The organism is Mesorhizobium sp. BR115XR7A (assembly GCF_020165315.1).
In the GTDB taxonomy this organism is placed as follows: domain Bacteria; phylum Pseudomonadota; class Alphaproteobacteria; order Rhizobiales; family Rhizobiaceae; genus Mesorhizobium; species Mesorhizobium australicum.
Genome location: NZ_JAIUHW010000011.1, coordinates 29,200 through 53,593, shown reverse-complemented (window position 1 = coordinate 53,593; position 24,394 = coordinate 29,200). Strand labels below are relative to the sequence as shown.

General features: G+C 64.2%; 22 protein-coding genes. 10 read left to right on the top strand and 12 right to left on the bottom strand.

Features of this window, described 5'->3' with window-relative positions:
• Positions 1 to 3: 3 nt before the first annotated feature.
• The 6 genes from LB557_RS22695 to LB557_RS22670 all read right to left on the bottom strand — a co-directional run bounded on the left by LB557_RS22695 (position 4) and on the right by LB557_RS22670 (position 5,308).
• A complete protein-coding gene (locus LB557_RS22695) occupies positions 4 to 2,058 on the bottom strand; it encodes a M3 family metallopeptidase (RefSeq protein ID WP_224713095.1) in 2,055 nt (684 codons plus the stop codon).
• Between the two features lie 89 nt (positions 2,059 to 2,147).
• Positions 2,148 to 2,582, bottom strand: a complete 435-nt coding sequence (locus tag LB557_RS22690; protein WP_224644327.1) for a nuclear transport factor 2 family protein — start codon at positions 2,580 to 2,582, stop codon at positions 2,148 to 2,150.
• The gene (locus LB557_RS22685; RefSeq protein WP_140616544.1) at positions 2,579 to 3,223 is read right to left on the bottom strand and encodes a carbonic anhydrase; all 645 of its coding nucleotides are present in this window, start codon (positions 3,221 to 3,223) and stop codon (positions 2,579 to 2,581) included. The genes LB557_RS22690 and LB557_RS22685 overlap by 4 nt, the downstream gene beginning before the upstream one ends.
• A gap of 147 nt (positions 3,224 to 3,370) precedes the next feature.
• On the bottom strand, positions 3,371 to 4,162 hold the full coding sequence (locus tag LB557_RS22680; protein WP_140822725.1) for a DUF429 domain-containing protein: 792 nt from the start codon (positions 4,160 to 4,162) through the stop codon (positions 3,371 to 3,373).
• The gene (gene pdxY / locus LB557_RS22675) at positions 4,159 to 5,043 is read right to left on the bottom strand and encodes a pyridoxal kinase PdxY (RefSeq protein ID WP_015315125.1); all 885 of its coding nucleotides are present in this window, start codon (positions 5,041 to 5,043) and stop codon (positions 4,159 to 4,161) included. The genes LB557_RS22680 and pdxY overlap by 4 nt, the downstream gene beginning before the upstream one ends.
• Positions 5,044 to 5,056: 13 nt before the next feature.
• A complete protein-coding gene (locus tag LB557_RS22670; protein WP_015315126.1) occupies positions 5,057 to 5,308 on the bottom strand; it encodes a hypothetical protein in 252 nt (83 codons plus the stop codon).
• A gap of 163 nt (positions 5,309 to 5,471) precedes the next feature.
• On the opposite strand from LB557_RS22670, the gene LB557_RS22665 reads away from it, so the two are divergent.
• The 6 genes from LB557_RS22665 (at position 5,472) to ppa (ending at position 10,036) form a co-directional block, all read left to right on the top strand.
• Entirely contained in the window at positions 5,472 to 6,110 is a 639-nt protein-coding gene (locus LB557_RS22665; protein ID WP_015315127.1) for a LemA family protein, read from the top strand.
• Positions 6,111 to 6,187: 77 nt separating this feature from the next.
• Positions 6,188 to 7,021, top strand: coding sequence for a TPM domain-containing protein (locus tag LB557_RS22660; protein ID WP_411970566.1), 834 nt, complete (start codon positions 6,188 to 6,190; stop codon positions 7,019 to 7,021).
• 4 nt (positions 7,022 to 7,025) lie between these two features.
• Positions 7,026 to 7,913, top strand: coding sequence for a TPM domain-containing protein (locus LB557_RS22655; protein WP_224643365.1), 888 nt, complete (start codon positions 7,026 to 7,028; stop codon positions 7,911 to 7,913).
• Positions 7,914 to 7,922: 9 nt separating this feature from the next.
• Positions 7,923 to 8,561 carry a TPM domain-containing protein gene (locus LB557_RS22650; protein WP_224643366.1) on the top strand — a complete coding sequence of 213 codons (639 nt, stop codon included), beginning with the start codon at positions 7,923 to 7,925 and terminating at the stop codon, positions 8,559 to 8,561.
• 244 nt (positions 8,562 to 8,805) lie between these two features.
• Positions 8,806 to 9,312 carry a GNAT family N-acetyltransferase gene (locus LB557_RS22645; protein WP_015315131.1) on the top strand — a complete coding sequence of 169 codons (507 nt, stop codon included), beginning with the start codon at positions 8,806 to 8,808 and terminating at the stop codon, positions 9,310 to 9,312.
• A 190-nt stretch (positions 9,313 to 9,502) separates the two neighbouring features.
• Complete coding sequence (ppa, locus tag LB557_RS22640) at positions 9,503 to 10,036, top strand: inorganic diphosphatase (RefSeq protein ID WP_140616548.1); 534 nt, start codon at positions 9,503 to 9,505, stop codon at positions 10,034 to 10,036.
• Positions 10,037 to 10,045: 9 nt separating this feature from the next.
• Here the strand turns inward: ppa and LB557_RS22635 are convergent, their stop codons facing one another.
• Both LB557_RS22635 and LB557_RS22630 read right to left on the bottom strand, forming a co-directional pair.
• Positions 10,046 to 10,639, bottom strand: coding sequence for a hypothetical protein (locus LB557_RS22635; RefSeq protein ID WP_224643367.1), 594 nt, complete (start codon positions 10,637 to 10,639; stop codon positions 10,046 to 10,048).
• A 44-nt stretch (positions 10,640 to 10,683) separates the two neighbouring features.
• Entirely contained in the window at positions 10,684 to 11,301 is a 618-nt protein-coding gene (locus LB557_RS22630) for a TetR/AcrR family transcriptional regulator (RefSeq protein WP_140712373.1), read from the bottom strand.
• Positions 11,302 to 11,375: 74 nt separating this feature from the next.
• On the opposite strand from LB557_RS22630, the gene LB557_RS22625 reads away from it, so the two are divergent.
• Complete coding sequence (locus tag LB557_RS22625) at positions 11,376 to 12,659, top strand: MFS transporter (protein ID WP_181172862.1); 1,284 nt, start codon at positions 11,376 to 11,378, stop codon at positions 12,657 to 12,659.
• 193 nt (positions 12,660 to 12,852) lie between these two features.
• Here the strand turns inward: LB557_RS22625 and LB557_RS22620 are convergent, their stop codons facing one another.
• Positions 12,853 to 13,134, bottom strand: coding sequence for a hypothetical protein (locus tag LB557_RS22620; RefSeq protein ID WP_140874660.1), 282 nt, complete (start codon positions 13,132 to 13,134; stop codon positions 12,853 to 12,855).
• 198 nt (positions 13,135 to 13,332) lie between these two features.
• Between LB557_RS22620 and typA the strand changes: the two genes are divergently transcribed.
• On the top strand, positions 13,333 to 15,162 hold the full coding sequence (typA, locus tag LB557_RS22615; protein WP_015315136.1) for a translational GTPase TypA: 1,830 nt from the start codon (positions 13,333 to 13,335) through the stop codon (positions 15,160 to 15,162).
• A 57-nt stretch (positions 15,163 to 15,219) separates the two neighbouring features.
• On the opposite strand, the gene LB557_RS22610 is transcribed toward typA, so the two are convergent.
• Positions 15,220 to 15,846, bottom strand: coding sequence for a DUF1062 domain-containing protein (locus tag LB557_RS22610; RefSeq protein ID WP_224643368.1), 627 nt, complete (start codon positions 15,844 to 15,846; stop codon positions 15,220 to 15,222).
• A 439-nt stretch (positions 15,847 to 16,285) separates the two neighbouring features.
• Here LB557_RS22610 and LB557_RS22605 point away from each other — a divergent pair, with 439 nt between their 5' ends.
• Positions 16,286 to 16,897: a LysE family translocator gene (locus tag LB557_RS22605; protein ID WP_015315138.1), complete on the top strand. Its 612-nt coding sequence runs from the start codon at positions 16,286 to 16,288 to the stop codon at positions 16,895 to 16,897.
• A 2-nt stretch (positions 16,898 to 16,899) separates the two neighbouring features.
• Here the strand turns inward: LB557_RS22605 and LB557_RS22600 are convergent, their stop codons facing one another.
• Both LB557_RS22600 and LB557_RS22595 read right to left on the bottom strand, forming a co-directional pair.
• Entirely contained in the window at positions 16,900 to 18,720 is a 1,821-nt protein-coding gene (locus LB557_RS22600) for an aromatic amino acid ammonia-lyase (RefSeq protein WP_224643369.1), read from the bottom strand.
• A 137-nt stretch (positions 18,721 to 18,857) separates the two neighbouring features.
• Positions 18,858 to 19,421, bottom strand: coding sequence for a peroxidase-related enzyme (locus tag LB557_RS22595; RefSeq protein ID WP_224643370.1), 564 nt, complete (start codon positions 19,419 to 19,421; stop codon positions 18,858 to 18,860).
• 138 nt (positions 19,422 to 19,559) lie between these two features.
• Here LB557_RS22595 and LB557_RS22590 point away from each other — a divergent pair, with 138 nt between their 5' ends.
• Positions 19,560 to 24,347 carry an NAD-glutamate dehydrogenase gene (locus LB557_RS22590; RefSeq protein WP_224643371.1) on the top strand — a complete coding sequence of 1,596 codons (4,788 nt, stop codon included), beginning with the start codon at positions 19,560 to 19,562 and terminating at the stop codon, positions 24,345 to 24,347.
• Positions 24,348 to 24,394: the final 47 nt, after the last annotated feature.

Sequence of the window (24,394 nt, the reverse complement as noted above, 5' to 3'; positions counted from 1 at the left end):
TGCCTACACCAATCCGCGCTTGACCATCATCGCTTCCGGCGACGGCATTTTGCCGCGAAACGCCGTGTAGAGCTCTTCCGGATCCTTCGAGCCGCCGGCGGCGTAGATGTTCTTCCTCAGCCGCTCGGCCAGCGCCGGGTTGAAGGGGTCTCCGGTTTCCTCGAAGGCGGCGAAAGCATCGGCGTCCAGCACCTCCGACCACATGTAGGAATAGTAGCCGGCCGAATAGCCCTCGCCGGCGAAGACATGGCCAAAATGCGGGGTGCGATGGCGCATGGCGATCGTATCCGGCATATGCAGCGTCGCAAGCGTTTCGGTCTCGAAACGAAGCGGCTCTTCCGGCGCGTCGGGCCGTGCATGGTAGGCCATGTCCATCAAGGCAGAGGCGGTGAACTCGACGGTGGCGAAGCCGGCGCCGAAGGTGCGCGTGGCCAGCATCTTGTCGAGCAGCGCCTTCGGCATCGGCTTGCCGGTCTTGACATGCAGCGCGTGCTTTTCCAGAACCGCCGGCACCGTCAGCCAGTGCTCGTAGAGCTGCGAGGGCAGTTCGACGAAGTCGCGGCTGACCGAGGTGCCTGACACCGACGGCCAGGTGACGTCGGTCAGCATGCCATGCAGCGCATGGCCGAATTCGTGGAACAAGGTCTTCGCTTCGTCGACCGACAGCAAAGCCGGTTCGCCCGCTGGCGGCTTGGCGAAGTTCATGATGTTGTAGATCACCGGCTTCGAGCCATGGCCAAGCTTGTAACCGGACTTCAGCGCGCTCATCCAGGCGCCGGAGCGTTTTGACGGCCGCGCGAAATAGTCGGCGAGGAACAGGCCGCGCTCACTGCCGTCGGCATTTTTGACCACGAAGACGCGCGCGTCCGGATGCCAGGCGGCGATGCCTTTCTTCTCCTCGAACGTGACGCCGAACAACCGTGTCGCGACGTCGAAGCAGGCGTCGATGACGCGGTCGAGCTGCAGATAGGGTTTCAGCTCCGCTTCGTCGAAAGCGAACTTCTCGGCGCGCAGCTTCTCCTGGTAGAAGCGCCAGTCCCAGGCGGCGAATTTTTCGTTGCTGCCGGCCTCGGCCGCCAGACGCTCCAGCTCCTTCTGGTCGGCGGCGGCTTTTTCCAATGCCTTTTCCCAAACCGGGTCGAGCAGTGCGTGCACCGCCTTCGGTGTCTTGGCCATGGTGTCGTCGAGCTTGAGCGCGGCGAAGGAGGCGTAGCCGAGCAGCTTCGCCTTTTCGGCGCGCAGCTTCAGCATGTCGCGCACCACGGACGTGTTGTCGGACGCACCGCCGTTCTGGCCGCGCATGGTGAAGGCGCGATAGGCGATCTCGCGCAGGTCGCGGCGTTCGGAGAAGGTTGTGAACGGCTCATAGATCGAGCGCGACAGGGTGACGGCGTAGCGGCCCTTCTGGCCGCGCATCTCGGCGGCCTCGGCCATCGAGCTTTTCACGAAATCCGGCAGGCCGGCGAGATCGGCCTCGTCGAGGAACAGCGCCCAGTCGCGCTCGTCGGCGAGCACGTTCTGACCGAAAGTCGTGCCGAGCGACGACAGCTCCTCGTTGATTTTGGCCAGCCGCGTCTTGCCGTCGGCGTCGAGCTTGGCGCCGGAACGGACGAAGCCTTTCCAGGTCTTCTCCAGGACGCGCAGCGTCTCGCGATCGAGGTCAAGGCTCTCGCGGCGCTGGTAGAGATCGTCGATGCGGGCAAACAGCTTCTCGTTCATCGAGATGGCCGAGAAGTGCCGCGACATCTTCGGCGAAATATCACGCTCCAGGGCCTGGATGGTCTCGTTGGTGTGGGCGCCGGCGCGGCACCAGAAGATCGATGAGACATGATCCAGCGCCTCGCCGCCGAGCTCAAGCGCGGCAAGCGTGTTCTCGACGCTCGGCGTATCCTTGTTGCTTGATATCGCGTCGATCTCGGCCTCATGCGCCTTCAGCGCGGCGTCGAAGACGGGAGAAAAATCACCGTCGCCAATATGGGCGAAATCGGGCAGGCCGAGCGGCCCTCGCCACGCGGTCAACGGATGGGCGGCGAGATCGACGGCTTTCGGAGAGGGCATGGAGGGTCTTTCGCTGGCGTCAGGAAGGAGGGTGTCACCGATGTAGGGCGCGGTCCGCGGGCCCGCAATATGCCAGTTGGCCGCTCCGCTCAGTAGCCCTCGCAGTTTTCAGCGATTGCCGCCTGCGAACTGGCGGTGATGCGGTTGTCGCTCACCGCGAAGGTCTCCTGCATCAGCATGTCATTGTTGGGGAAGTCGTAGCAGGCGATCACGGTGATGACCCCACCTTCGGTCTTCTCGATGCGGTGGCGGATCGCGGCTCCCGCAACCGCACCTTTCCATTCGTCGAGCGAGGCGATGAATTCCTGCTTGCTCTGGACAACGCCGAGGTCGTCGAGCTTGATGCGGACGTCGTCGGCGAGCAGGTCCGCCAGCTCGGTGCGATCGGCGACCAGCAGCGCCGAATACCAGCGGCTTATGATGGCGCGGTCATCGGCGCGAGCGGCAACGATCGCTATCATCAGCGCGGCCGCCGAGAAAACGACCGGCCGGACGCTCATCGCCTGGCGCGCCCCACCGTTCATTCCAGCACCGGCCGCTCGAAATCGCCGGTCTCCTTGTTCATCACCCAGAGCTCGCCGGTCGAAATGTCGAACCAGGCTCCGTGCAATGACAGCCGCCCCTTGCCCTCAAGGATCGAGACGCAGGGAAAGGTCCTGAGATTGGCGAGGGAGTAGCGGATCGAGATGCGCTCCAGGGCCGTCTGGCGTTCCGTCGCCGTCATGAAGGTGCTGGCCGACACCGTCTCGGCGGCCGGCGCGATCAAGCTCATCCACTTGCCGATGAAGTCGCCGGGAGACAGCGGCGCGGAGTTGGTGTCGAGCGCGGCCCGGATGCCGCCGCAGCGGCCGTGGCCCATGACCACGATATTCTTGACCTTGAGGCTCTGCACCGCGAATTCGAGCGCGGCCGAGGTCGAATGGAACTCGCCGTCCGGCTCGTAAGGCGGCACCAGATTGCCGACATTGCGCAAGACGAAGAGTTCGCCGGGGCCGGCGTCGAAGATCGCCTCGGGCGCGGATCGCGAGTCGCAACAGGCGACGATCATGGTCTCGGGCGCCTGGCCTTCGCGGGCGAGCTCGCGATAGCGGCCGCTCTCGGTGAGGTAGCGGCCGTTCATGAAATTGCGGTAGCCGGCGAGGAGGTGTTCGGGAAGATGAGGCATGGGCGGCTAAGGCCTTTCCGGGTTGGAGGCGGCAGCTCGTTGCGGTCGAGGAAAGCCTCTAACGGCAAAAACCCGTTACGAGCAATGCAGAATTGTAGGGGCTAGCTATAAATGCCATGCGCCAGAGCGGGACGCCCGCCGACATTGTCACGCCCAAATGGCGACCGGTATGCCAAAACCGTCAGCGCGAGGCGGGTCGGGAAACGGCTTCGCGTCGCCGCTGGCGATGCGGCCGGCAATCAGCATCATGGCCGCCGCATCGAGGAAATCGTCGGCGGCCGCACCACGTGGCGGCAGCTGGTCGAGGAAATCCATGTCATAGCCGTGCCGGCAAAGCAGCGCCTTGCGCTCCGCCATGCCGGCCAGATTGACGCTGCCCTTGATCTTCTTCGGCAACCGCATGGCCTGATCGCCGTTCAGGCGACAGAAGGCGACTTCCGGATGCGATTCGAAGATGCGGCCGCGCAGTTCGGGCCGCGCGATCAGCAATGTGTCGATCTCGCGGATTTTCGAAAAGATGCCGAAGGCCTGGATGGAAACGCCGCGCGGCGGGTTGGATGTGGCCTTGGCCGCTTCGCTTGCCCTGATATGCGCCGCGTACCAGGCTTCGATCGTGGTGAAGCCGCTGGTGTCGGCATAGAGCGCGGCACGGGACGGAATCGAGAAGACGCTGGACTGGCGAGCGCCAAGCAGCGGCCGCACCAGCGCTTCCGGCCCGCGTCCGCCCTTTTGCGAAAATTCCGGTAGACCGATCGGCATGTCGACGGCGACGATCGCGTCATCGGGGATCGCCGCCAGCAGGGCGGCGAACGAAGGGAAGACATCGACCGAAGGCGCCGTATCTGGGTCACGACGTGTCGAACCGGGTTCGCTCCGCACGGCGATCCAGCCGGCCTTGCAGCCATCGGCGCCGACGAGCACGACCTTGGCCGGGGTCACGCCCGGCGATCCCGCCCCGGATGCGTGAGGTGGCGAAGCTGGACCATGGCCATCGGGTGCGACAGGCTCTGCGCGTCGGTTTCGAGCTGCAGTTCGTCGCCGCCGCGTTTTGCGGTGCGCGCCAGGATTTCGTAGACCGCCGCCGTCGTTGACTGCAGCGCCTTGATCGCCGGCTGGCCGGACAGGATGCGCGCCAGGTAGACCGCTGCCGTCAAGTCGCCAAGGCCGTTCGGCGGCTTGTCGATCAGGCGGTGTTCGGCCAGCAGCGCCTGGGTGCCGTCGAGCAGCAGATTGCCTGTGCCGCCTGACATCATCGACGGAGCCGAGGTGACCAGCATGGTCGACGGTCCGGCATGGAGTGCGGCCGAGATCACCGATTTCAGATCGGGCAGCGGCGCGCCGGCCATCCATTCCAGCTCATAGCGGTTGGGCGTGGCGATGTCGGCGATCGGCATCAGCCGGTCGCGCATGGCGGCGGCGGTGGGCTCGGGCACGTAGAGGCCGCCGGAATCACCCATCACCGGATCGCAGATATAGACGGCATCGGGCGTCCTCGCCTTGACCGCGGCGACCAGCGAGGCGACCGCCTCGGCCTGGCCGGCCTCGCCGAGATAACCCGACAGCACGGCCCCGACCTCACCCAGCCACGGCGCGCGCTCCAGATCGGCCATCAGCGCCTTGAACTGGTCGAGCGGCGGCACGATGCGGGTCGCGCGGCCATGGCCGGGATGCCAGGGCAGGGTGACCGTAGGTACGGCCCAGACCGGAAAGCCCAGTGTCTCCAGCGCGAAGACGGCCGCGCGGTTGCCGACGGAGCCGCGGGCGACATGGCTGGATATGACGATGACCGCGCGCGGCGCGTCGGCTTTTTCGGCGCTCATTGTCTCTTGATTCCTAGCTGCCCCGGGTGAGGAAAAGCACGAGCCAGACCATCAGGCCCAGCGCCAGAAGCAGGCCGAGTATCCTGCCAACACGCGTACCCCAGACTTCGATCGGATCCGTGCGATCGGCATCGGCCGCGGAGACGTGGTCGCGCATGCCTTTCGTCGTCCGTGCCACGAAAGAATTGCCGGCCGGATCGGTCTCCTGCGCGACGCGCTGGAGGATACGGCGCGATTCGCTGTCGCTGTCCTGGCGTTTCGCCATGATGATATCCCGTTCTGATCGAACCTTATCGCGTTCACCGGGCCAATCACAGGGCCTTGCGCGGGCACAATTCATGCCGAGCCTGCTTCAGAGGCCGAGGCCGTTTTCTTGCGCGCCGATTGTGGTAATGCTTCGGATGCAACTTCTATCGAGGGATCCCTTCATGCTTGCCCAGCGCCTTGCTCGACCATCGACATTTCGCACGTTGCCCGCCTTCCTGATGATGGCAATCGTGCTGCCGCTGCTTGCCGGCTGCGGCTACAACACGATCCCGACGGCGGAAGAAAACGCCAGGGCGGCATGGAGCGAGGTGTTGAACCAGTATCAGCGCCGCGCCGACCTCATTCCCAATCTGGTCGAGACGGTCAAGGGCTATGCCTCGCATGAAAAGGACACGCTCGACGCGGTTGTCCAAGCGCGCGCCAAGGCGACGCAGATCACGGTGACGCCCGAAACGCTGAAGGATCCGGAAGCCCTCAAGAAGTTTCAGGATGCCCAGGCCGGGCTGACCAGCGCGCTGTCGCGGCTGATCGCGGTGTCGGAAGCCTATCCCGACCTCAAGGCCAACCAGAATTTCCTGGCGCTGCAGGCGCAGCTCGAAGGCACGGAGAACCGCATCGCGGTGGCGCGGCGCGACTACATCCAGGCGGTCAGGGACTACAATTTGACGCTGAAGACCTTCCCGTCGGTGCTGTGGGCGACATTCTGGTTCCGCGGCAACGAGCCCTTCGCCAACTTCACCGTCGACGAAGACAAGATGCAGCCGCCGAAGGTCGATTTCGGCACGAAGCAGGGCGGGTGAACGGCGACTGTCCTCGGAACGAATTCCCGAAAAGACGGACCGCCGGCGTGCAAACACCCCCCTCTGTCCTGCCGGACATCTCCTCCTCAAGGGGGGCGCTACGGAACGCCTACCTTTCCTTTCTTGGCCTTCTTGCCGGCATCCTCTTCCTCCCGTTCGCCGCCTTCGCCGCCGATCTTCCGGCGCTGACCGGCCGCGTGGTCGACAATGCCGGCATCATCGATGCCGGCACACGTGCGGCGCTGACCCAAAAACTCGCCGACTTCGAAACCAAGGGCTCGGACCAGATCGTCGTCGCCACCATTCCCAGCCTCGGCGGCGAGGAGATCGAGCCCTACGCCAACCGGCTGTTCCGCTTCTGGAAGCTCGGCCAGGCCAAGGAGAACAACGGCGTCCTGCTTTTGGTCGCGCCAAACGACCGCAAGATGCGCATCGAGGTCGGGTACGGGTTGGAAGGCACGCTGACCGACCTGCACACCAAGCTGATCATCGAGAACGACATGGTGCCGGCCTTCCGCGCCGGCGATTTCCCGGGCGGCATCTCCAAGGCCGTCGACGACATGATCATGGTGCTGGAGGGCAATCCGGAAGAACTGGAAGCGCGCGGCAAGCGCAACGAGCAGGCACCATTCAATTCCGACGACCTGTTCTTCGCCATTTTTATCGGCATCTGGGCGATCATTTTCTTCGGCAGCATCGCGGCCTCGGTCCTGCCGCCGATCTTCGGCCAGAAACTCGGGCCCGGACGCTATCGCTGGCTCGGCATGACCTTCAAGCCGCACCGGCGATCATCGTCCGGCGGCTGGTCGTCCGGCGGCGGCGGTTGGTCCTCCGGCGGAGGGTCCTCCGGTGGCGGTTTTTCGGGCGGCGGCGGTTCGTCCGGCGGCGGCGGCTCCTCGGGAGGCTGGTAAGGCCATGGCCAGAGCTGCCGTCCCTTCAATGCCCGGCCAATGCGCTTCGCGGCTGCGCCTGGCCTTGATTATCCTGGCGTCTCTGCTGCTTGCCTCGATCGCCGCCGTGGCCGCCGACCTTCCGGCTCTCACCGGCCGCGTGGTCGACAATGCCGGCATCATCGATGCCGGCACACGTGCCGCGCTGACGCAGAAGCTGGCGGACTTCGAAACCAAGGGCTCCGACCAGATCGTCGTCGCCACCATTCCCAGCCTCGGCGGCGAGGAGATCGAGCCCTACGCCAACCGGCTGTTCCGCTTCTGGAAGCTCGGCCAGGCCAAGGAGAACAACGGTGTCCTGCTTTTGGTCGCGCCAAACGACCGCAAGATGCGCATCGAAGTCGGCTATGGGCTGGAAGGCACGCTGACCGACCTGCACACCAAGTTGATCATCGAGAACGACATGGTGCCGGCCTTCCGCGCCGGCGATTTCCCGGGCGGCATCTCCAAGGCCGTCGACGACATGATCATGGTGCTGAACGGCAATCCGGAGGAGTTGGAGGCGCGCGGCCGGCGCAATCCCGCCGACAGCAGCACCCCCATGGATCCGGTCGTCGCGGTGTTCCTGATCCTGTGGGCGACGATGTTCTTCGGTGGCCTGGCAATGGCCTTCCTGCCGCCGATGTTCGGCACAAAGCTGTCGCCGGGCGTGTATCGATGGCTGGGTATGACGTTTCGTTATGGCCAGGGAGCGGGCGGATCATCCGGAGCCAGCGGCTGGACGAGGTCGTCGAGCGGCGGCTGGTCCTCGGGCGGTTCCGGCAGTGGCTGGTCGTCGGGCTCAAGCAGTGGCGGCGGGTTTTCCGGTGGCGGCGGCTCGTCCGGCGGTGGCGGTTCTTCAGGAAGCTGGTGAGACAAGATCATGGCGACACGACCGATCAGCCCGCAGGATCATGAGCGCATCGCCGCTGCGATCCGCGCCGCCGAAGCGCAAACCGACGGCGAGATCTACTGCGTCGTGGCGCATGCCAGCGACGGCTACTTCGCTCCCGCAGCCTTGATGGCGACCCTCGGCATGCTGGTCGTCAGTCTCGCGGTCGCCTATGGGCTGGAGGCCTGGTGGCTCACCATCCGCCTGCCACATTTCGTCATCGCTCAGTTGCTGGCCATGGCCTGCGTGCTGGCCATGTTGTGGACGCTGCCCGGCCTGCGCATCCATATGGTGCCGCGTCGGCTGCGCTATCAGGCCGCGCACGCCAATGCGGTCAAGCAGTTCCTCGCCCGCAACGTCCACCGCACCACGGCGCGCACCGGCGTGCTGATCTTCGTCTCGATCGCCGAGCGCTACGCAGAAGTGGTCGCCGATTCGGGCATCGACGCCAAGGTCGGCCAGCATGTCTGGGACGGCGTGGTGCGCGATCTGACCGCGCATGCCGGCCACGATCGGCTTGCCGACGGTTTCGTCAAGGCGATCGAGGGGGTCGGGGCCGTGCTGGCCGAGCACTTTCCGGTTACTTCGGGCGATACCAACGAGCTCGACGACCATCTGGTCGAAATCTGAAAAGCCCTACCTGCAAACGCTACTCAGCCGGACGCCTGACGCGGCTTTCTGCGCTTCCGATGCCCACGGACCTAAAAGTCCGCTGGGTTTCGGTACTCGAAAGCCGCGCCATCCGCCTCGGCTGAGCGCGTTTTCAGGCAGGCTTTGGCCAATGTCGGCAGTGTCATGATCGTCTGTGCGAAAGCGGACCATCGGCCGCCGGGACTCTTGCAATCGGGCGATGCGGGTTTATGGTTAACAAATCATGAATACGCTGACGATCGACATTCGGAAGGCAGACCCGCGCGATGCCGGCGCCATCGCCGAAGTGCACCTCGAGGCTTGGCGCGGCGCGTATAGCGGAATCATTCCGCACCGCACGCTGACATCTATGATCAACCGTCGCGGAAGCGACTGGTGGGCCAACGCCATCCGCCGCGCCGCCACCGTCCTCGTCGTCGAGATCGGCGGCACGATCGCCGGCTATGCGACGATCGGCAAGAATCGCGCCAAGGAGCTCAAGCAGCAGGGCGAGATCTACGAATTGTACCTGCGCCCGGAATATCAGGGCATCGGGCTCGGCAGGCGGCTGTTTTCGGCGGCCAGGGCACGTCTCGCCGACCATGGGCTGAAAGGCATGGTGGTGTGGGCGCTGGAAGACAATCAGAACGCACTTGCCTTCTATGCCGGGGCCGGCGGCCGCGACATCGCCGAAGGGGTCGAGATTTTCGAGCAGAAGGCGCTGAAGAAGGTCGCCTTCGTCTGGGAGTGACCGCCTGGGGATAATCGCGGAACGCGTGGTCCCGGGCTCACGCACATCACGACCTTGAAACATCTTGTGCCGATGATTGAACGGGTTGACCGCCATCGCGTCTCGCCGGACGCCTGTAAGCACCATTCGCCGCATTGCACCATTTTGCGCCGCCCGCTATCTCCTGCCGACCGAGAGAGGGACAAAAGACATGCGCATCGAAGCCATAGCCACCGGAAAGAATCCGCCTGAGGACGTCAATGTCATCATCGAGGTGCCGATCGGCGGCGAGCCGATCAAGTACGAGATGGACAAGGAGGCCGGCACGCTGTTCGTCGACCGCTTCCTGCACACCTCGATGCGCTACCCCGGCAATTACGGTTTCGTGCCGCACACGCTTTCGGGCGACGGCGACCCGATTGACGTGCTGATCTGCAACACGCGCGCCTTGGTGCCGGGCTGCGTGATCAACGTGCGGCCGATCGGTGTGCTGATCATGGAAGACAATGCCGGCCAGGACGAAAAGATCATCGCGGTGCCGTCACCGAAGCTGACACTGCGCTACGAGAACGTCACCGAATACACGCAGCTGCCCGACATCACGCGCCAGCAGGTGCAGCACTTCTTCGAGCACTACAAGGATCTGGAACCCGGCAAATGGGTCAAGATCGAGGGCTGGCATGATTCCAAATACGCCAAGAAGATGATCATGGACGCGATCGACCGGGCGAAGGCGAGCAAGTAGCTCGAGCGGTCAGTTATCGACCCGGCCGAAAGCCGGCACGTCGCCAATCACCACGCGCTTGTCCTTGCCGCAGGCGAAGCCTTTCGCCTTCTCGTCGGCGATCTTGCGCGCCTGGTCGTTGGCGGCGGGGTTACCGGTGGCCAACACCAGGCCGACGGTGCAGCCGTCCCGGGCGTCCATCTGGGCGACCTTGGCGACGAGCAGCACCTCGGTCTTCTTGGTCTCGTCCTCGCCATTGCTGATCGAGCGGCGGTGGATGACCGCGAACGGCGCGGCTTTGTCGCCATTGGTTTCGACGCGCCACTCGACCTTGGCTCCGGACGAATTCAAGGCGGAAAAACTTTCCCAGGTGGACGTCATGTCGCCGCCGGGCGGAAAACCATAGAACAGCGATTCGCGGGCGTCGTCATATCCGACCAGCACGGGATAGCCGCGATAGCCGGAGCAGGCGAGGTCGGCCCAGTCGCCGTCGCCCTGCTCGGCCTGCGCATAGGTCACGCAGTCCTTCTTCCAGTCGAGGTCGGTGTAGGTGCTGGATATGTCGCCGGCCTGCGCCGCCTGGCAAAGGCCGGCGAAGGTGAGCGGGATCAACAGGCTGCGCATGGCGGAGATCTCCCTTGGAGGTCGTCCCAGCGTATCGCCAATCGCTATTTCTTCAAGCTGGCTTCGATCAGCAGGTCGGCGTTGCGGGCAACCGACTGCGCGGGGCCGCCGAGGCCGAACAGTTGGCCGCTGATATAGGCGCCTTCGATAAGCAGCAGCAACCCGTCGCCCAGCGTGTCGGGGTCTTGCGCGCCCATCGCAGCCGCCATGGCGCGCAGGCGGCGGCGCAATTCCTGCTTGTTGGCCTCGCTGACGACGCGAGCCGGATGGCTGTGGTCGGGATATTCGACCGCCGCATTGGTCATGCCGCAGCCGCGATAGTCCGCCACCTGCGTTCGCTTGCCGATGCGGGTCAGGAAAGCCTTGATCTGAGCGCGCGGGTCGCCGGGATTGGCGGCGACGGCCTCGTCGAAACGCTCCCAATATTCACGATCGTATTGCCTGAGGTAGGAAGCGGCCAGCTCGTCCTTGGAGGGAAAGCTGCGATAGAGGCTGGGCTTGGTGACGCCGGCACGCTTGACGATTTCGTCGACGCCGATCGCCCGGATACCGCGCCGGTAGAACAGGTCATAGGCCACGTCGAGGATCTTCTTGGCGGCCTTCGGTGGCGCCGACGCATGACCGTCGCTGATGGTCAGTTCAATATTTTTGTCGCTTGGCATCATGGGACTCGATTGACAATGTTACCGATCGGTACGTATACATGCTCCCATCTTGCAACGTACCGGTCAGTAACATGATAGCTCAATCCCGTCCCTTTGGCCAGCGCTACGCGTTCGTGGTGGTGGGCGTCATCTTCCTCTGCCTGCTGATCGCGGCCGGCCTGCGCTCGGCGCCTTCCGTCATGATGCTGCCGCTCGAAAACAGCTTCGGCTGGCGGCGCGACGTCATTTCGCTGGCCGCGGGCGTCGGCATCCTGCTCTATGGGCTGACCGGTCCGTTCGCCGCGGCGCTCATGGAGCGCATCGGGCTGCGCCGCACGCTGCTGGCGTCGCTGGTGGTGATGTCGGCTTCGACCACGCTCAGCCTGCTGATGACCAAGCCATGGCATCTGTTCATCACCTGGGGCGTTTTTTCCGGCATCGGATCCGGCGCTGTCGCCAGCGTCCTTGGCGCCACCATCGTCAACCGCTGGTTCAAGACCAATCGCGGTCTTGTCATGGGGCTGATGTCGGCCTCCAGCGCCACCGGCATGCTGATTTTCCTGCCGCTGATCGCCTCGCTCGCCCAGACAGGCGGCTGGCAGCCTGTCGTCATCGCTGTCGCGATCGCCACCGCGGCGTTGATCCCTCTGGTCTGGTTGCTGGTGCCGGAGCGCCCGGCCTCGATTGGCATGGTGCGTTATGGCGCCGAGGCGGATGATGTGCCGCCGACTTCGCCCGCGTCACAGGGCAATTTCCTGGCGCATACGCTCAGCACGCTGCGCCGCGCCGCCGGCACGCGGGTTTTCTGGTACCTGTTCGCCACCTTCTTCGTCTGTGGCTTCACCACCAACGGGCTGGTCGGCACCCATCTGATCGCCTTCTGCGGCGACATGGGCATCGGCGAGGTGCAGGCCGCCGGCCTGTTGTCGATGATGGGCATTTTCGACCTGATCGGCACCACGCTGTCCGGTTGGCTCACCGACCGCTACGATCCGCGCAAGCTGCTCGGCGTCTACTATGCCATCCGTGGCCTGTCGCTGATCTATTTGCCCTATTCAGGTTTCTCGGCAACCAGCCTGATCATCTTCGCGGTGCTCTATGGTCTCGACTGGATCGCCACCGTGCCGCCGACTTTAAGGCTCGCCAACGAAGCCTTCGGCGACCGCAGCGGGCCGATCGTGTTCGGCTGGATCGTGGCCGGCCATCAGGTGGGTGCCGCCACCGCTGCTGCCTTCGGCGGCACCATGCGCGAACTGCAGGGCAACTACGAACTGGCGTTCCTGATTGCCGGCATGACGGCGATCGCGGCGGCTTGTATTTCGCTCCTGATCAACACCAGCCGGCCGGCCTTCGATCCCGAACCGCAGGCGGCTTGAGGCGCGTCGATAATTCAGGTGAGGCCGGCCTGCAAACGGCGGATTCCTGCGCTTCTCAATTCTACTGCGTCGCAGTAGAATTGAGCTCACGTACAAAATGTACGCTCCGCTCGGATTCTCGAAAACCACTATTTTCGGCCCGGCCTGACCTGAATCTCAACACACCTCGGCGTGTAAGAACGGGCGCGGACGATCAGTCGGGGTAGCAGACCATTGGAATGTTGGGCCAGACCGCCGCGTCGCAGTTGGCGCTCGCCTGTCTCTGCTTGAAGGCGGCACTGACCGGCCCCGTCACCACGGGGTCGACGCCGTCGGGCGCGTCGGCAAAGGCCTGTTGTGCGGAAGGCGCATCAGCCGGCAGGACAGGGCGCGTTTCCTCCAGCGTCGCGGCCGACTGCGCGGCGTTGGCCGCCAGCAGCATCGCAAAGGCGGCGGAAGCGATAAGCGGCCAAAATCGGTTGAGTCTATCGGTCATCACGTTCGAACTGTCCGGGCCCTGAAAAGGTTCCCGCCTTGGTTAACAAAATCATTTCACACGCAGATGCTTAAGATTTGATGAGTATTTGGTGTCGCGCGTCCCCTTTCGCAACTGCGAAAAACCCTGTATGAGCCGCGCAACCGAAAGAGGCAGCGCCCTTGGCCTGCTGCCTGCAACGCTTCCGAGACCAGAATCATGAACCTCCGTAATATCGCGATCATCGCGCACGTCGACCATGGAAAGACCACCTTGGTCGACCAGCTTTTGAAACAGTCCGGCTCCTTCCGCGACAACCAGCGCGTCGCCGAGCGCGCCATGGATTCCAACGATCTCGAAAAGGAACGCGGCATCACCATCCTGGCCAAGGCGACCTCGGTCGACTGGAAGGACACGCGCATCAACATCGTCGACACGCCCGGCCACGCCGATTTCGGTGGTGAGGTCGAGCGCATCCTGTCGATGGTGGATTCCGCCATCGTGCTGGTCGACGCCGCCGAAGGCCCGATGCCGCAGACCAAGTTCGTCGTCGGCAAGGCGCTCAAGGTCGGCTTGAGACCGATCGTCGTCATCAACAAGATCGACCGGCCGGACGCGCGCCATGTCGAGGTGGTCAACGAGGTGTTCGACCTGTTCGCCGCGCTCGACGCCACCGACGAGCAGCTCGACTTCCCGATCCTCTATGGTTCGGGCCGCGACGGCTGGGTGTCGGAAAATCCGGAAGGCCCGAAGGACCAGCAGCTTGCGCCGCTGTTCGACCTCGTCATCAAGCATGTGCCGGCGCCGACCGTTCATCCCGGTCCGTTCCGCATGATCGGCACCATCCTGGAAGCAAACCCGTTCCTCGGCCGCATCATCACCGGCCGCATCGAGAGCGGCACGCTGAAGTCTAACCAGGCGGTCAAGGTGCTGCACAATGACGGCACCCAGATCGAGACCGGCCGCATTTCAAAGATTCTCGCTTTCCGCGGCCTCGAGCGTCAGCCGATCGAAGAAGCGCAGGCGGGTGACATCGTCGCCATCGCCGGCCTGTCCAAGGGCACCGTCGCCGACACGTTCTGCGACCTGGCGGTGACCGAGGCGCTGCATGCACAGCCTATCGATCCGCCGACCGTGACCATGTCCTTCCTCGTCAACGACAGCCCGTTGGCCGGCACCGAAGGCGACAAGGTGACCAGTCGCGTCATCCGTGACCGTCTGCTGCGCGAGGCCGAAGGCAATGTCGCGCTGAAAATCGAAGAATCGCCCGACAAGGATTCGTTCTTCGTTTCCGGCCGCGGCGAATTGCAGCTCGCCGTCCTGATCGAGACCATGCGCCGCGAAGGTTTCGAGATCGCCGTCTCGCGTCCGCGCGTCGTCATGCAGAAGGGCGAGAATGGCGAATTGCTGGAGCCGGTCGAGGAAGTCGTCATCGACGTCGACGAGGAGCATGCCGGTGTCGTCGTGCAGAAGATGTCGGAACGCAAGGCCGAAATGGTCGAGCTGCGTCCCTCGGGCGGCAACCGCCAGCGCATCGTCTTCCATGCGCCGACGCGCGGCCTGATCGGCTACCAGTCGGAACTGTTGACCGATACGCGCGGCACCGCCGTGATGAACCGGCTGTTCCATGCCTACGAGCCCTACAAGGGCGAGTTGCCTGGCCGCACCAACGGCGTGCTGATCTCCAACGAACAGGGCGAGTCGGTGGCTTACGCCATGTGGAACCTTGAAGATCGCGGTCCGATGGTCATCGATCCCGGCGTCAAGGTCTATCAGGGCATGATCATCGGTATCCACAGCCGGGACAACGATCTCGAAGTGAACGTGCTGAAGGGCAAGAAGCTGACCAACATCCGCGCCGCCGGCAAGGACGAGGCGGTCAAGCTCACCCCGCCGATCCGCATGACGCTGGAGCGCGCGCTGGCCTGGATCCAGGACGACGAACTGGTCGAGGTGACGCCGAAGACCATTCGCCTGCGCAAACTCTATCTCGACCCGAACGAGCGCAAGCGTTTCGAGAAGTCGTCGAAGGCGGTCGGCGCGGCGTAAAGTTTCCCTTTCCGAGAGTTTGAGAGGGCGGAGCACTTGTTCTCCGCCCTCTTTCGTTCATCCACCAGCGGCCGAGATGATGGTCCGCCGGTCGGGCTCGCTGGCGAGATCGATGCGGATTGTCGCTCCCTCTCGGACCGGTTTGCGCAGGGCCTTTGCTCCATCCGGCTCGATGGTCAGCAGCCTCCGCTCGTCCAGTGCGTGAAGGCGCGACCGCGAGATGCCGAGTTCGTTGGCAAGCAGCCGGTCGAGCCTCAACGATACCGGTATTTCCAGACCAAGCCGGAGATCCAGCACCGTCGCGCCTTGCTTAATCCCGCCGATCACCTGCTTGCGCACGACGGCGTCGGGGAACTCTTCGACGCGTCCCACCTGGTTGCGCAGGGCGACGATGTCGAAGGCATGGCTCCGGACCAGTGCCGGATCATTGCTTTCGAGCGCCGCCAGCAGTGCCGGCGCGATATCGCGCCGGTTGCAGCGCTCGAAAATGCCGAAATTCCAGGAATTGTCGCAGTCGACGCAGCGATAGATCAGCCACGCGTCGATGCGCTTGCCGTTGGCGTTGACGCGGAATTTCTCGCTGCAGCGGTAGGCTTTCACGAAGCCACAGCGATTGCAGTTGATCAGGGGTCGTGGTGCGATTTCTGGCGCGATCGCCCAGTGGACGCGCAGGGCGCAAGACATGCCGGTAAGTCCTTCCCGTTGGGAAGTTCATCCGGTCGGCGCTATCGAGATGCCCATGCGGGCGCGGCGTGGCGGGCGGCTGCGGAGATTGTGACGTCAGGTGTCGCTGGCGGTAAGCCGAGCGACAGCGGTTCAGCAGTGCCAAACCGGTCTCGAACCGCCGCCCAGAGGAACACATCAAAAAAACAAACAGGCACCGCTGATGCGGCGCCATGCAGGTGTGTCGGGGGAGTTGACGAGACCGGTGGTTACTGGGGCAAAGTGAAGCTCGAAATTGTTTCGCGGCGGCCCTTCTAGCGGCGTGATGCTGGGGCTGCAAGGGGCTCCGCAAGTCACGCTGAGGGGGTCAGCGCCCATGGCTCATATTGTCTTGCCTTTGCCAGAGACGCAGCTGTCGGGTTATTGTGATTGATGAAGCCCTGACGCGGAGACCCTCGCCATGCACCTCGCCTCGCTGCTGATTTTCGCCGCCGCCTTGTTCGTGGCCGCCGGTTCGCCTGGCCCATCGATCGCGGCGCTTGTCGCGCGCGTTATCTCGAAGGGGTTTCGCGATGTGTTTCCGTTCCTGCTTGCCATGTGGATTGGCGAAGGCATCTGGCTGTCGCTGGCGGTGTTTGGGCTGGCCGTGGTGGCGCAGACCTTCCATCTCGCTTTCGTCGTTGTGAAATGGATCGGCGTTCTCTACCTGGCCTATCTCGCCTGGAAGATGTGGACGGCGCCTGTCGACGCCAAGGAGGGCGAGATGCCGCGTGAGGATTCGGCCGGCAAGCTTTTTTTCGCCGGCATGGCCGTCACGCTCGGCAATCCCAAGATCATGATGTTTTACCTGGCGCTGTTGCCGACCATCATCGACCTCGCTTCGGTCAGTCTCGTCGGCTGGGTCGAACTGACGGCGACCATGGCGGTGGTGCTGATCGCCATCGATCTCGCCTGGGTGCTCGCCGCCTCGCAGGCGCGCAAGCTCCTCAGGAGCAAGCGCGCCATGAAGATCGCCAACCGCGTCAGCGCCACGACGATGGCCGGTGCGGCGGCGGCCATCGCGGCGCGGTAAGGCTATCTGGGCAAGACGCCGGCCGCAGGCATGGCGGCCGCCTTCGGCGCCTGCGGTCCGCCGGAATAGAATTTCGAGGCCGGGTTCTCCTGCATGAAATCGTAGGCGACCATGCCGAGCGGCCGCTTTTGCCGTTCCGATGCCGCCTGGTGCCAGGGGATCACCTGGCGCAGCGCCTCGAGCGCCGCGGTTGGCGCCTCGCCGAATTTCCGCTGCGGGTTCTGCGCCTTGCGGATTTCCATCCAATAGCTTGCCGTCAACAGGTCCTGCGCCAAGAGATGGAAGGATATGTCGACCGCCTCGCGGGCGCGTTGCGTCTTGATGCGGGTCTGCCCTTCCAGGTCCTCGACGGTGGCGACGATCGCCTGGCCATTCGGCGTCACCGGCGTGCCGAGGTCGGCCAGTTCCTGCCAGAGATCGGTCGGCAGATAGCCGTCGAAGGTCGGGATGTCCTTGCGCTCGTCGGGCTTCAGCGCATCGGTCGGCTTGATCACGGTGAAGAAGGGATTGCGGAAGCGCTCGATGCGCTGCGCCACCGCGACGCCGAGATTGGTGAGAGAGATGGTGAAAGCCTCGACCTGATTGGCCATGGGATAGGGATCCCAGTTGGCGTTGGAGAAGATGTAGCCGGACTTGCCGCCGCTCAGCGGCCCGCCCTTGATGTAATATTTCATGAATTGCGGCGTGCTCAGCTCCGGCGAACTCTGCGGCGTCAGGCCCGGCAGCACGGCCGGATTGTGATCCGACGAATTGATGGAGAGCAGCACGGATTGGCGCAGATCCGCCCAGGCCTGCCAGGCCGAGCCCTGGCGCTGGCTGGAGGCGCGCATGCTTTCCGGATCCTGGATGATGCGGGCCTGATCCTCGTCGAAGAGATAGCTGCCCTTGATCATGTCCATGACCCGCGCGGCATCCCATGTCAGCCATGGGTAAGGCCGCATGAATTGCACGGGTGCGGAAATCGGCGTCACGCTGGAATTCATGCCGTTCAGCCCCATGGCGTAGCTGAGGTCGGTCCACTCCAGCAGTTTTCGGGCGTCCTCCAGCAAAAGCACGGCCTGTGCCTGTGCGTAGGCATTGGTGCTGATCAGCGCGGCCTGGTCGGCGGCGAAAGGCTCGAGAGGCTTCAGACCGGCCTGCGAAAGGGCCTGTGTGGCCGGCATTCTGACGCCATCGAGATAGGCTTCGCCTTCCCCGACCATGGCCGCGCCGATATTGCCAAGCGTCGCGAGGTCGCCTTCGCCGAGCGTGCCGCGCGATTGCACGACCGGCGTCACCCGCTTGTTCAGCATGTCGACCAGCATATGCGTCAGCTGCGGGCTGGCAGCCTCGTAGGACATGGTGTTGGCGCGGATCGCCATGATGGCGCGTACCAGCGCTTCTTCCTGCAGCTCCGGCCCGTAGCCTCTGTTGACGCCGCCCTTGAAGCGGGCGAGCTGCTGATCCTTGAGCAGCTTACTGTTTTCCGGCGTCGTCGGATCGCCCGAGAAGATCACCGTCTCGCGCTGGTCGCCGGCGCCACGGTTGAACCAGTAGATGGTGGCACCTTCGGCAGCACCTTCGAGCAGCAGGCCATAAGCGTCCGCCGAACGTTGCAGCGCCTCGGGGCTGAGCTCGACCTTGGCGCCGTTGCGAGCGATGTCGATGACCTGTTCGACGGTCAGGTCATGGCCAGTCAGCGTTATCGTCTTGGCCGCGGCTGTCTCGAAAATGGGCTGGTAGGCTGTCACCGCCTCGAAGGCGTGGGCGGGTGGAGTGGCAAGCGCCAGCGTCATGGTCAGGGCGCGGAGAAAAACCCCGGGTTTGGCAATTGCATCAAGCATAGGGGGACTCCCATTCACGAAGCGTTGGCCTCGGGCATCAAGTTCACCCCTCGGAAATTTTCCCGGAAAACTAGCCGGCGGCATTCGCCTGTCAACGCTTGATGCGAAGTAGGACCGATGGTGGAACGCGCGTGGCCCTATCGCGCCATGGCGTGGTATTCGTCGTTCGGCCGCATGTCGATCGCGGCCGCGACACGGTTCGACATGTTGAAGAAGGCCGCGGTCGAGGCGATATCCCAGATGTCGCGATCGCTGAAGCCGGCCTGGCGCAGGGCCGCGCGATCGGCCTCGACGATCCTGGCCGGCTCCTCCGTCAGCTTGACGGCGAAGTCGAGCATTGCCGTTTGCTTCGGCGAAAGATCGGCGGCGCGGAAATTCATCACCATCATCTCACCAAGCAGGGGATCGCCCGAGAGCTGGCGCACCGCCGCGCCATGCGCGGTCAGGCAGTAGTAGCAGTGGTTGATGGAGGAGACGGCGACCGCGATCATCTCGCGTTCCAGCTTCGACAGGCCGGACTCGCCCAGCATCAAATCATTGTACATGTCGGTGAAGGCGCGCAGTTTCTTGTCCTCGAAGGCATAGGCCTTGAGCACGTTGGGGACGAGGCCGAGCTTTTCCTCGCATTTGGCGAAATAGGCTTTTGTCGGCTCGCTCAGTTCTCCGGCGGCCAGGTCTAGCGCGGTGATTTTGCCCGTCATCGTGTCATTTCTCCTCGTCATGCGAAGCCTTGCCGCCGAATTCCGAGAATTCTTGGCAAGCCGTCAAACCTTTGTCGCCAAACAGCGGTCATCTGCTACCATAGTCGCAAAAGCATGCGACGGGAGGGAAGAAGCGTCATGGCCAGCGTAAAATCCGCAGCTAAGTCGAAGAAGAAGGCACCTGCGGCAAAGGCCGATGACAGACCGGCCAGGCTCGCCGATTACCTGCTCGCCCGCGCGCCGGCGGAGGATATCGCCGCCTATGACGTGGCCGACCTCGAGCGTGCCGCCGATCTCGCCGGCCAGGCGGTCGCCGCCCACAAAAAGGGTGAGTGCGTCGTCGCCGTCGACGCCGATTCGGGCGTGGTTCGCGAAGGCCGTCCGGTGACCGTCATCACGGTGGTCAACGACAACATGCCATTCCTGTTCGATTCCATCCTCGGCGAGGTTACAGAAACCGCCGGCGAACCGACCCTGGTCACCCATCCGGTGATTACGGTCCGCCATGGCAAGACGGGTGTCGACGAAATCCTCGGCGATGGCAATTTCGCCAGGGATGACGGCAGCCACGACCGGCTCAGCGTGATCCATGTCCATATTCCCCGGCTGACGCCCGAACAAGCAAATGGCCTGGCCGAGCGGCTGCGCAAGATGCTCGGCCAGGTCCATGCCGCCGTCAACGACTGGCGGCCGATGCTAGCCCGGCTCGATCAGGCCATCTCCGAATTCCGCTATTCGGCGGTGCCGCTCGACAAGAAGAGCGTCGCCGAGGCGATCGCCTTCCTGGAGTGGCTGCGCGACGACAATTTCACTTTCCTTGGCATGCGTGAATTCAAGTACACCGGCGGCGAGGAAAGCGGCAATCTGGAGCGGGCCGAAAAACCCGGCCTCGGCATCCTGACCGACCCGGACGTGCTGGTGCTGAGACGCGGCACCGAAGCGGTGACGACGACGCCGGAAATCCGCGCTTTCCTGCACGGACCGGAGCCGCTGATCGTCACCAAGGCCAATGCCAAGTCGCTGGTGCACCGGCGCATCTATCTCGATTACATCGGCGTCAAGACCTACAGCGCCAAAGGTGCGTTGGCGGGCGAACTGCGCATCGTCGGCCTGTTCACCTCGACCGCATACACGCGCTCGGTGATGAAGATCCCGTATCTCAGGTCCAAGGCCGAAACCATCATCGCCAAGTCGGGGTTCGACCGCCACGACCACTCCGGCAAGGCGCTGATCAACGTGCTGGAAAGCTATCCGCGCGACGAGCTGTTCCAGGTTCCGGTGCCGATCCTGCGCAAGCATGCCGCTGCCATTCTGGGCCTGGTCGAGCGGCCGCGCGTGCGGGCGCTGGTGCGCGTCGACCAGTTCGACCGTTTCGTCTCGATCCTCGTCTTCGTGCCGCGCGACCGCTACGACAGCGTCGTGCGCGAGAAGATCGGCACCTATCTGAAAACCGCGTTCGAGGGCCGGCTGTCGGCCTATTACCCGGCTTTCCCGGAAGGCGGGCTGGCGCGCGTGCACTTCATCATCGGCCGCTCCGGCGGCAAGACGCCGAAGGTCGAGCAGGCGACGATAGAGGCGGCGATCCGCGACATCGTGCGCACCTGGGAAGATGCGCTTGCCGATGCGGCCGAAGCCAGCGGCAGCGACCCGGCGTTGAAAGCCATCGCCGCGCGGCTGCCAGAGAGCTACCGGGATACGTTCAGCGCTGGCGTGGCGCTGGCCGACGCCGGACGAATCGCCAAGATCAGCGCCGGCAATCCGATCGCCATCGATTATTACCGCCATGCCGAGCAGAAGCCGCACCAGGCGGCGCTGAAGATCTATCACCATGGCAGCCCGGTGGCACTGTCGCGGCGCGTTCCGGTGCTGGAGAACATCGGCTTCCGCGTCATCAGCGAGCGGACTTTCGAAGTCGGCGACGACCAGTCGGGCCTGGTCTTCATCCACGACATGGAACTGGAGAACAGCTACGGCAAGCCGATCGACCTCGCCGACGGCGGTGCTCTGTTCGAGGACGCTTTCCTGTCGGTGTGGCGGGGCGACGTCGACAATGACGGCTATAACGGCCTCGCCCAGACCGCCGGCCTGTGGTCGGGCGAGATCACCATCCTGCGTGCCTATGGCCGTTACCTGCAGCAGGTCGGCATCCCGCAGAGCCAGGATTTCATCGCCGCCGCACTCAACCGCTATCCCGAGATCGCGCGCGGCCTGCACGCGCTGTTCATCGCCCGGCTCGGCCCGACGGCCGAAACCGAAGGCGTGGTGGCGGCAAAGCACCTCAAGGCCAAGATCAAGGATGCGCTGGAGGATGTGCCCAACATTGACGACGACACCATCATCCGCCGCTACCTCAATTTGATCGAAGCCTCGCTGCGCACCAATCATTTCGTTGCCGATACGAAAGAGAAAGGCCAGTCGCTGGCGATCAAGCTCGAGTCGCAGGCGGTCGAGGGATTGCCGGCGCCGCGGCCATGGCGCGAAATTTTCGTCTACGGCTCGGAGGTCGAAGGCCTGCACCTGCGCTTCGGCCCGGTTGCGCGTGGCGGCTTGCGCTGGTCCGACCGCGCCCAGGACTATCGCACCGAGGTGCTCGGCCTGGTCAAGGCGCAACAGGTCAAGAACGCCGTCATCGTGCCGGTCGGCGCCAAGGGTGGCTTCTATCCCAAGAAACTGCCGATGAGCGCCGGACGCGACGCGATCTTCGAGGCCGGCACATCGGCTTACAAGAACTTCGTTTCCAGCCTGCTCTCGATCACGGACAATATCGGCCTGGACGGCGTCATTCCACCGGCAGGTGTCGTGCGCCGCGACCAGGACGATCCTTATTTCGTCGTCGCCGCCGACAAGGGCACGGCAACCTTCTCCGACACCGCCAACGCCATCTCCGAAAAGCACGGCTTCTGGCTCGACGATGCCTTCGCCAGCGGCGGTTCGGCCGGCTACGACCACAAGAAGATGGGCATCACCGCCAAGGGCGCCTGGGAAGCGGTCAAGCGGCATTTCCGCGAGATGAACCGCGACATCCAGACCTCGCCCTTCTCTGTCGTGGGCGTCGGCGACATGTCGGGCGACGTGTTCGGCAATGGCATGCTGTTGTCGCCGAAAACGCGGCTGATCGCCGCTTTCGACCATCGCGACATCTTCATCGATCCCGATCCCGACATGGCGGCCTCGATGGCAGAGCGCGAGCGCATGTTCGCGCTGCCGCGTTCGAGTTGGCAGGACTATGACAAGACCAAGCTGTCGGATGGCGGCGTCATCGTTTCGCGCAGCCAGAAATCGATCACCTTGCCGGCTGCCGCGGCGGCGGCGATCGGACTTGCCAAGACGACCGCCACGCCGGTCGAGATCATGACCGCCATCCTCAAGGCGCCGGTCGACCTCTTGTGGTTCGGCGGCATCGGCACGTATCTCAGGGCATCGACCGAGACCAATGCCGAGGTCGGCGACCGTGCCAACGATGCCATCCGCATCACGGCGCTCGAGGTGCGCGCCAAGGTGATCGGCGAGGGCGCCAACCTGGGTGTGACGCAGCGGGCGCGCATCGAGTTCGGCATGAATGGCGGCCGCTGCAACTCCGATGCGATCGACAATTCGGGCGGCGTCAACTGCTCCGACGTCGAGGTCAACATCAAGATCGCGCTGGCGTCGGCAATGCGCAAGGGATCGCTGACGCGGCCGGCGCGCAACAAGCTGCTGGCCGAGATGACCGACGAGGTCGGCGGGCTGGTGCTGTCCAACAACTACCAGCAGACGCTGGCGCTTTCGATCGCCCGCAAGCGCGGCCTCGCCGACATCGCGCATCAGAGCCGCTTCATGACGGCGCTGGAGGCACGCGGCCTGCTCGATCGTGTCGTGGAAACACTGCCGTCGCCGGCAGCGCTTGCCGAGCGCGAGGCGCGCGGCGAGCCGTTGACCCGGGCCGAGCTCGGCGTGCTGCTCGCCTATGCCAAGATCGTGCTGTTTTCCGACATCGTCGCCAGCGACGTGCCTGACGATGCGCATTTCGACCGCGACCTGATGGGTTATTTCCCGGACCGGATGGCGAAGAAATACGCTTCCGAGATCCATGGCCACCGGTTGCGCCGCGAGATCATCGCGCGTGTCGTCGCCAACGATCTGGTCAATCGCGGTGGGCCGTCCTTCGTCAACCGGCTGCAGGAGGCGACGGGGCGCACCGCAGCCGATGTGGTGCGCACCTTCGCCGTGGTGCGCGATGGCTTTGCGCTGCCCGCGCTCTATCGCGAGATCGACGCGCTCGACAACCTGGTCGACGGCCAGGTGCAACTCGATCTCTATCAGATGGTGAGCCGGCTTATCTATATGAGCAGCGGCTGGTACCTGAAGAACGATGCCGGCACGGCACCGCTCGGCCAGCGCATCGCCGAACTGCAGGATGCGCGCAAGGCGCTGGAGCCCAAGCTCGTTTCGCTGCTGCCGGCTTTTTCGCGCGAGCGGATCGAGGAGAAGCGGCACGGGCTGTTCAAGGCGGGCGCACCGGAAAAGCTGGCCGAGCAGCTGGCGATGAGCGAGGCGGCGGAGCTCATCCCGGACGTCGCGCTGACGGCCCGCACCGCCGGTGCCGATATCGTCGCGGCGGCCAAGGCGTTCTTCGCCGTCAGCGATGCCTTTCGCATCCCGCGCGTCGAGGATGCGGCGCGCTCGATCACGCCATCGGACTATTATGACCAGCTCGCTCTGTCCCGCGCCACCGACACGATCGGCGCGGCGCGGCGCGGCATCGCTATCGCCGCGCTTACCGGCCATGCCGAGGCGGCCGATCCGGTGGCGGCCTGGCTCGAAGCCGGTGGCGAGCGGGTGGCGCGCATCCGCGAACGGCTGCAGGCGTTGACGGAGGGCGGCGACATCACCGTGTCGCGGCTGTCGGTTGCGTCGGGGCTGATGAGCGATCTGACGGGCATGTGAGCCAGCGGTTGTCCGTTTGCATGATCATTCGAAACATGCAGACATGG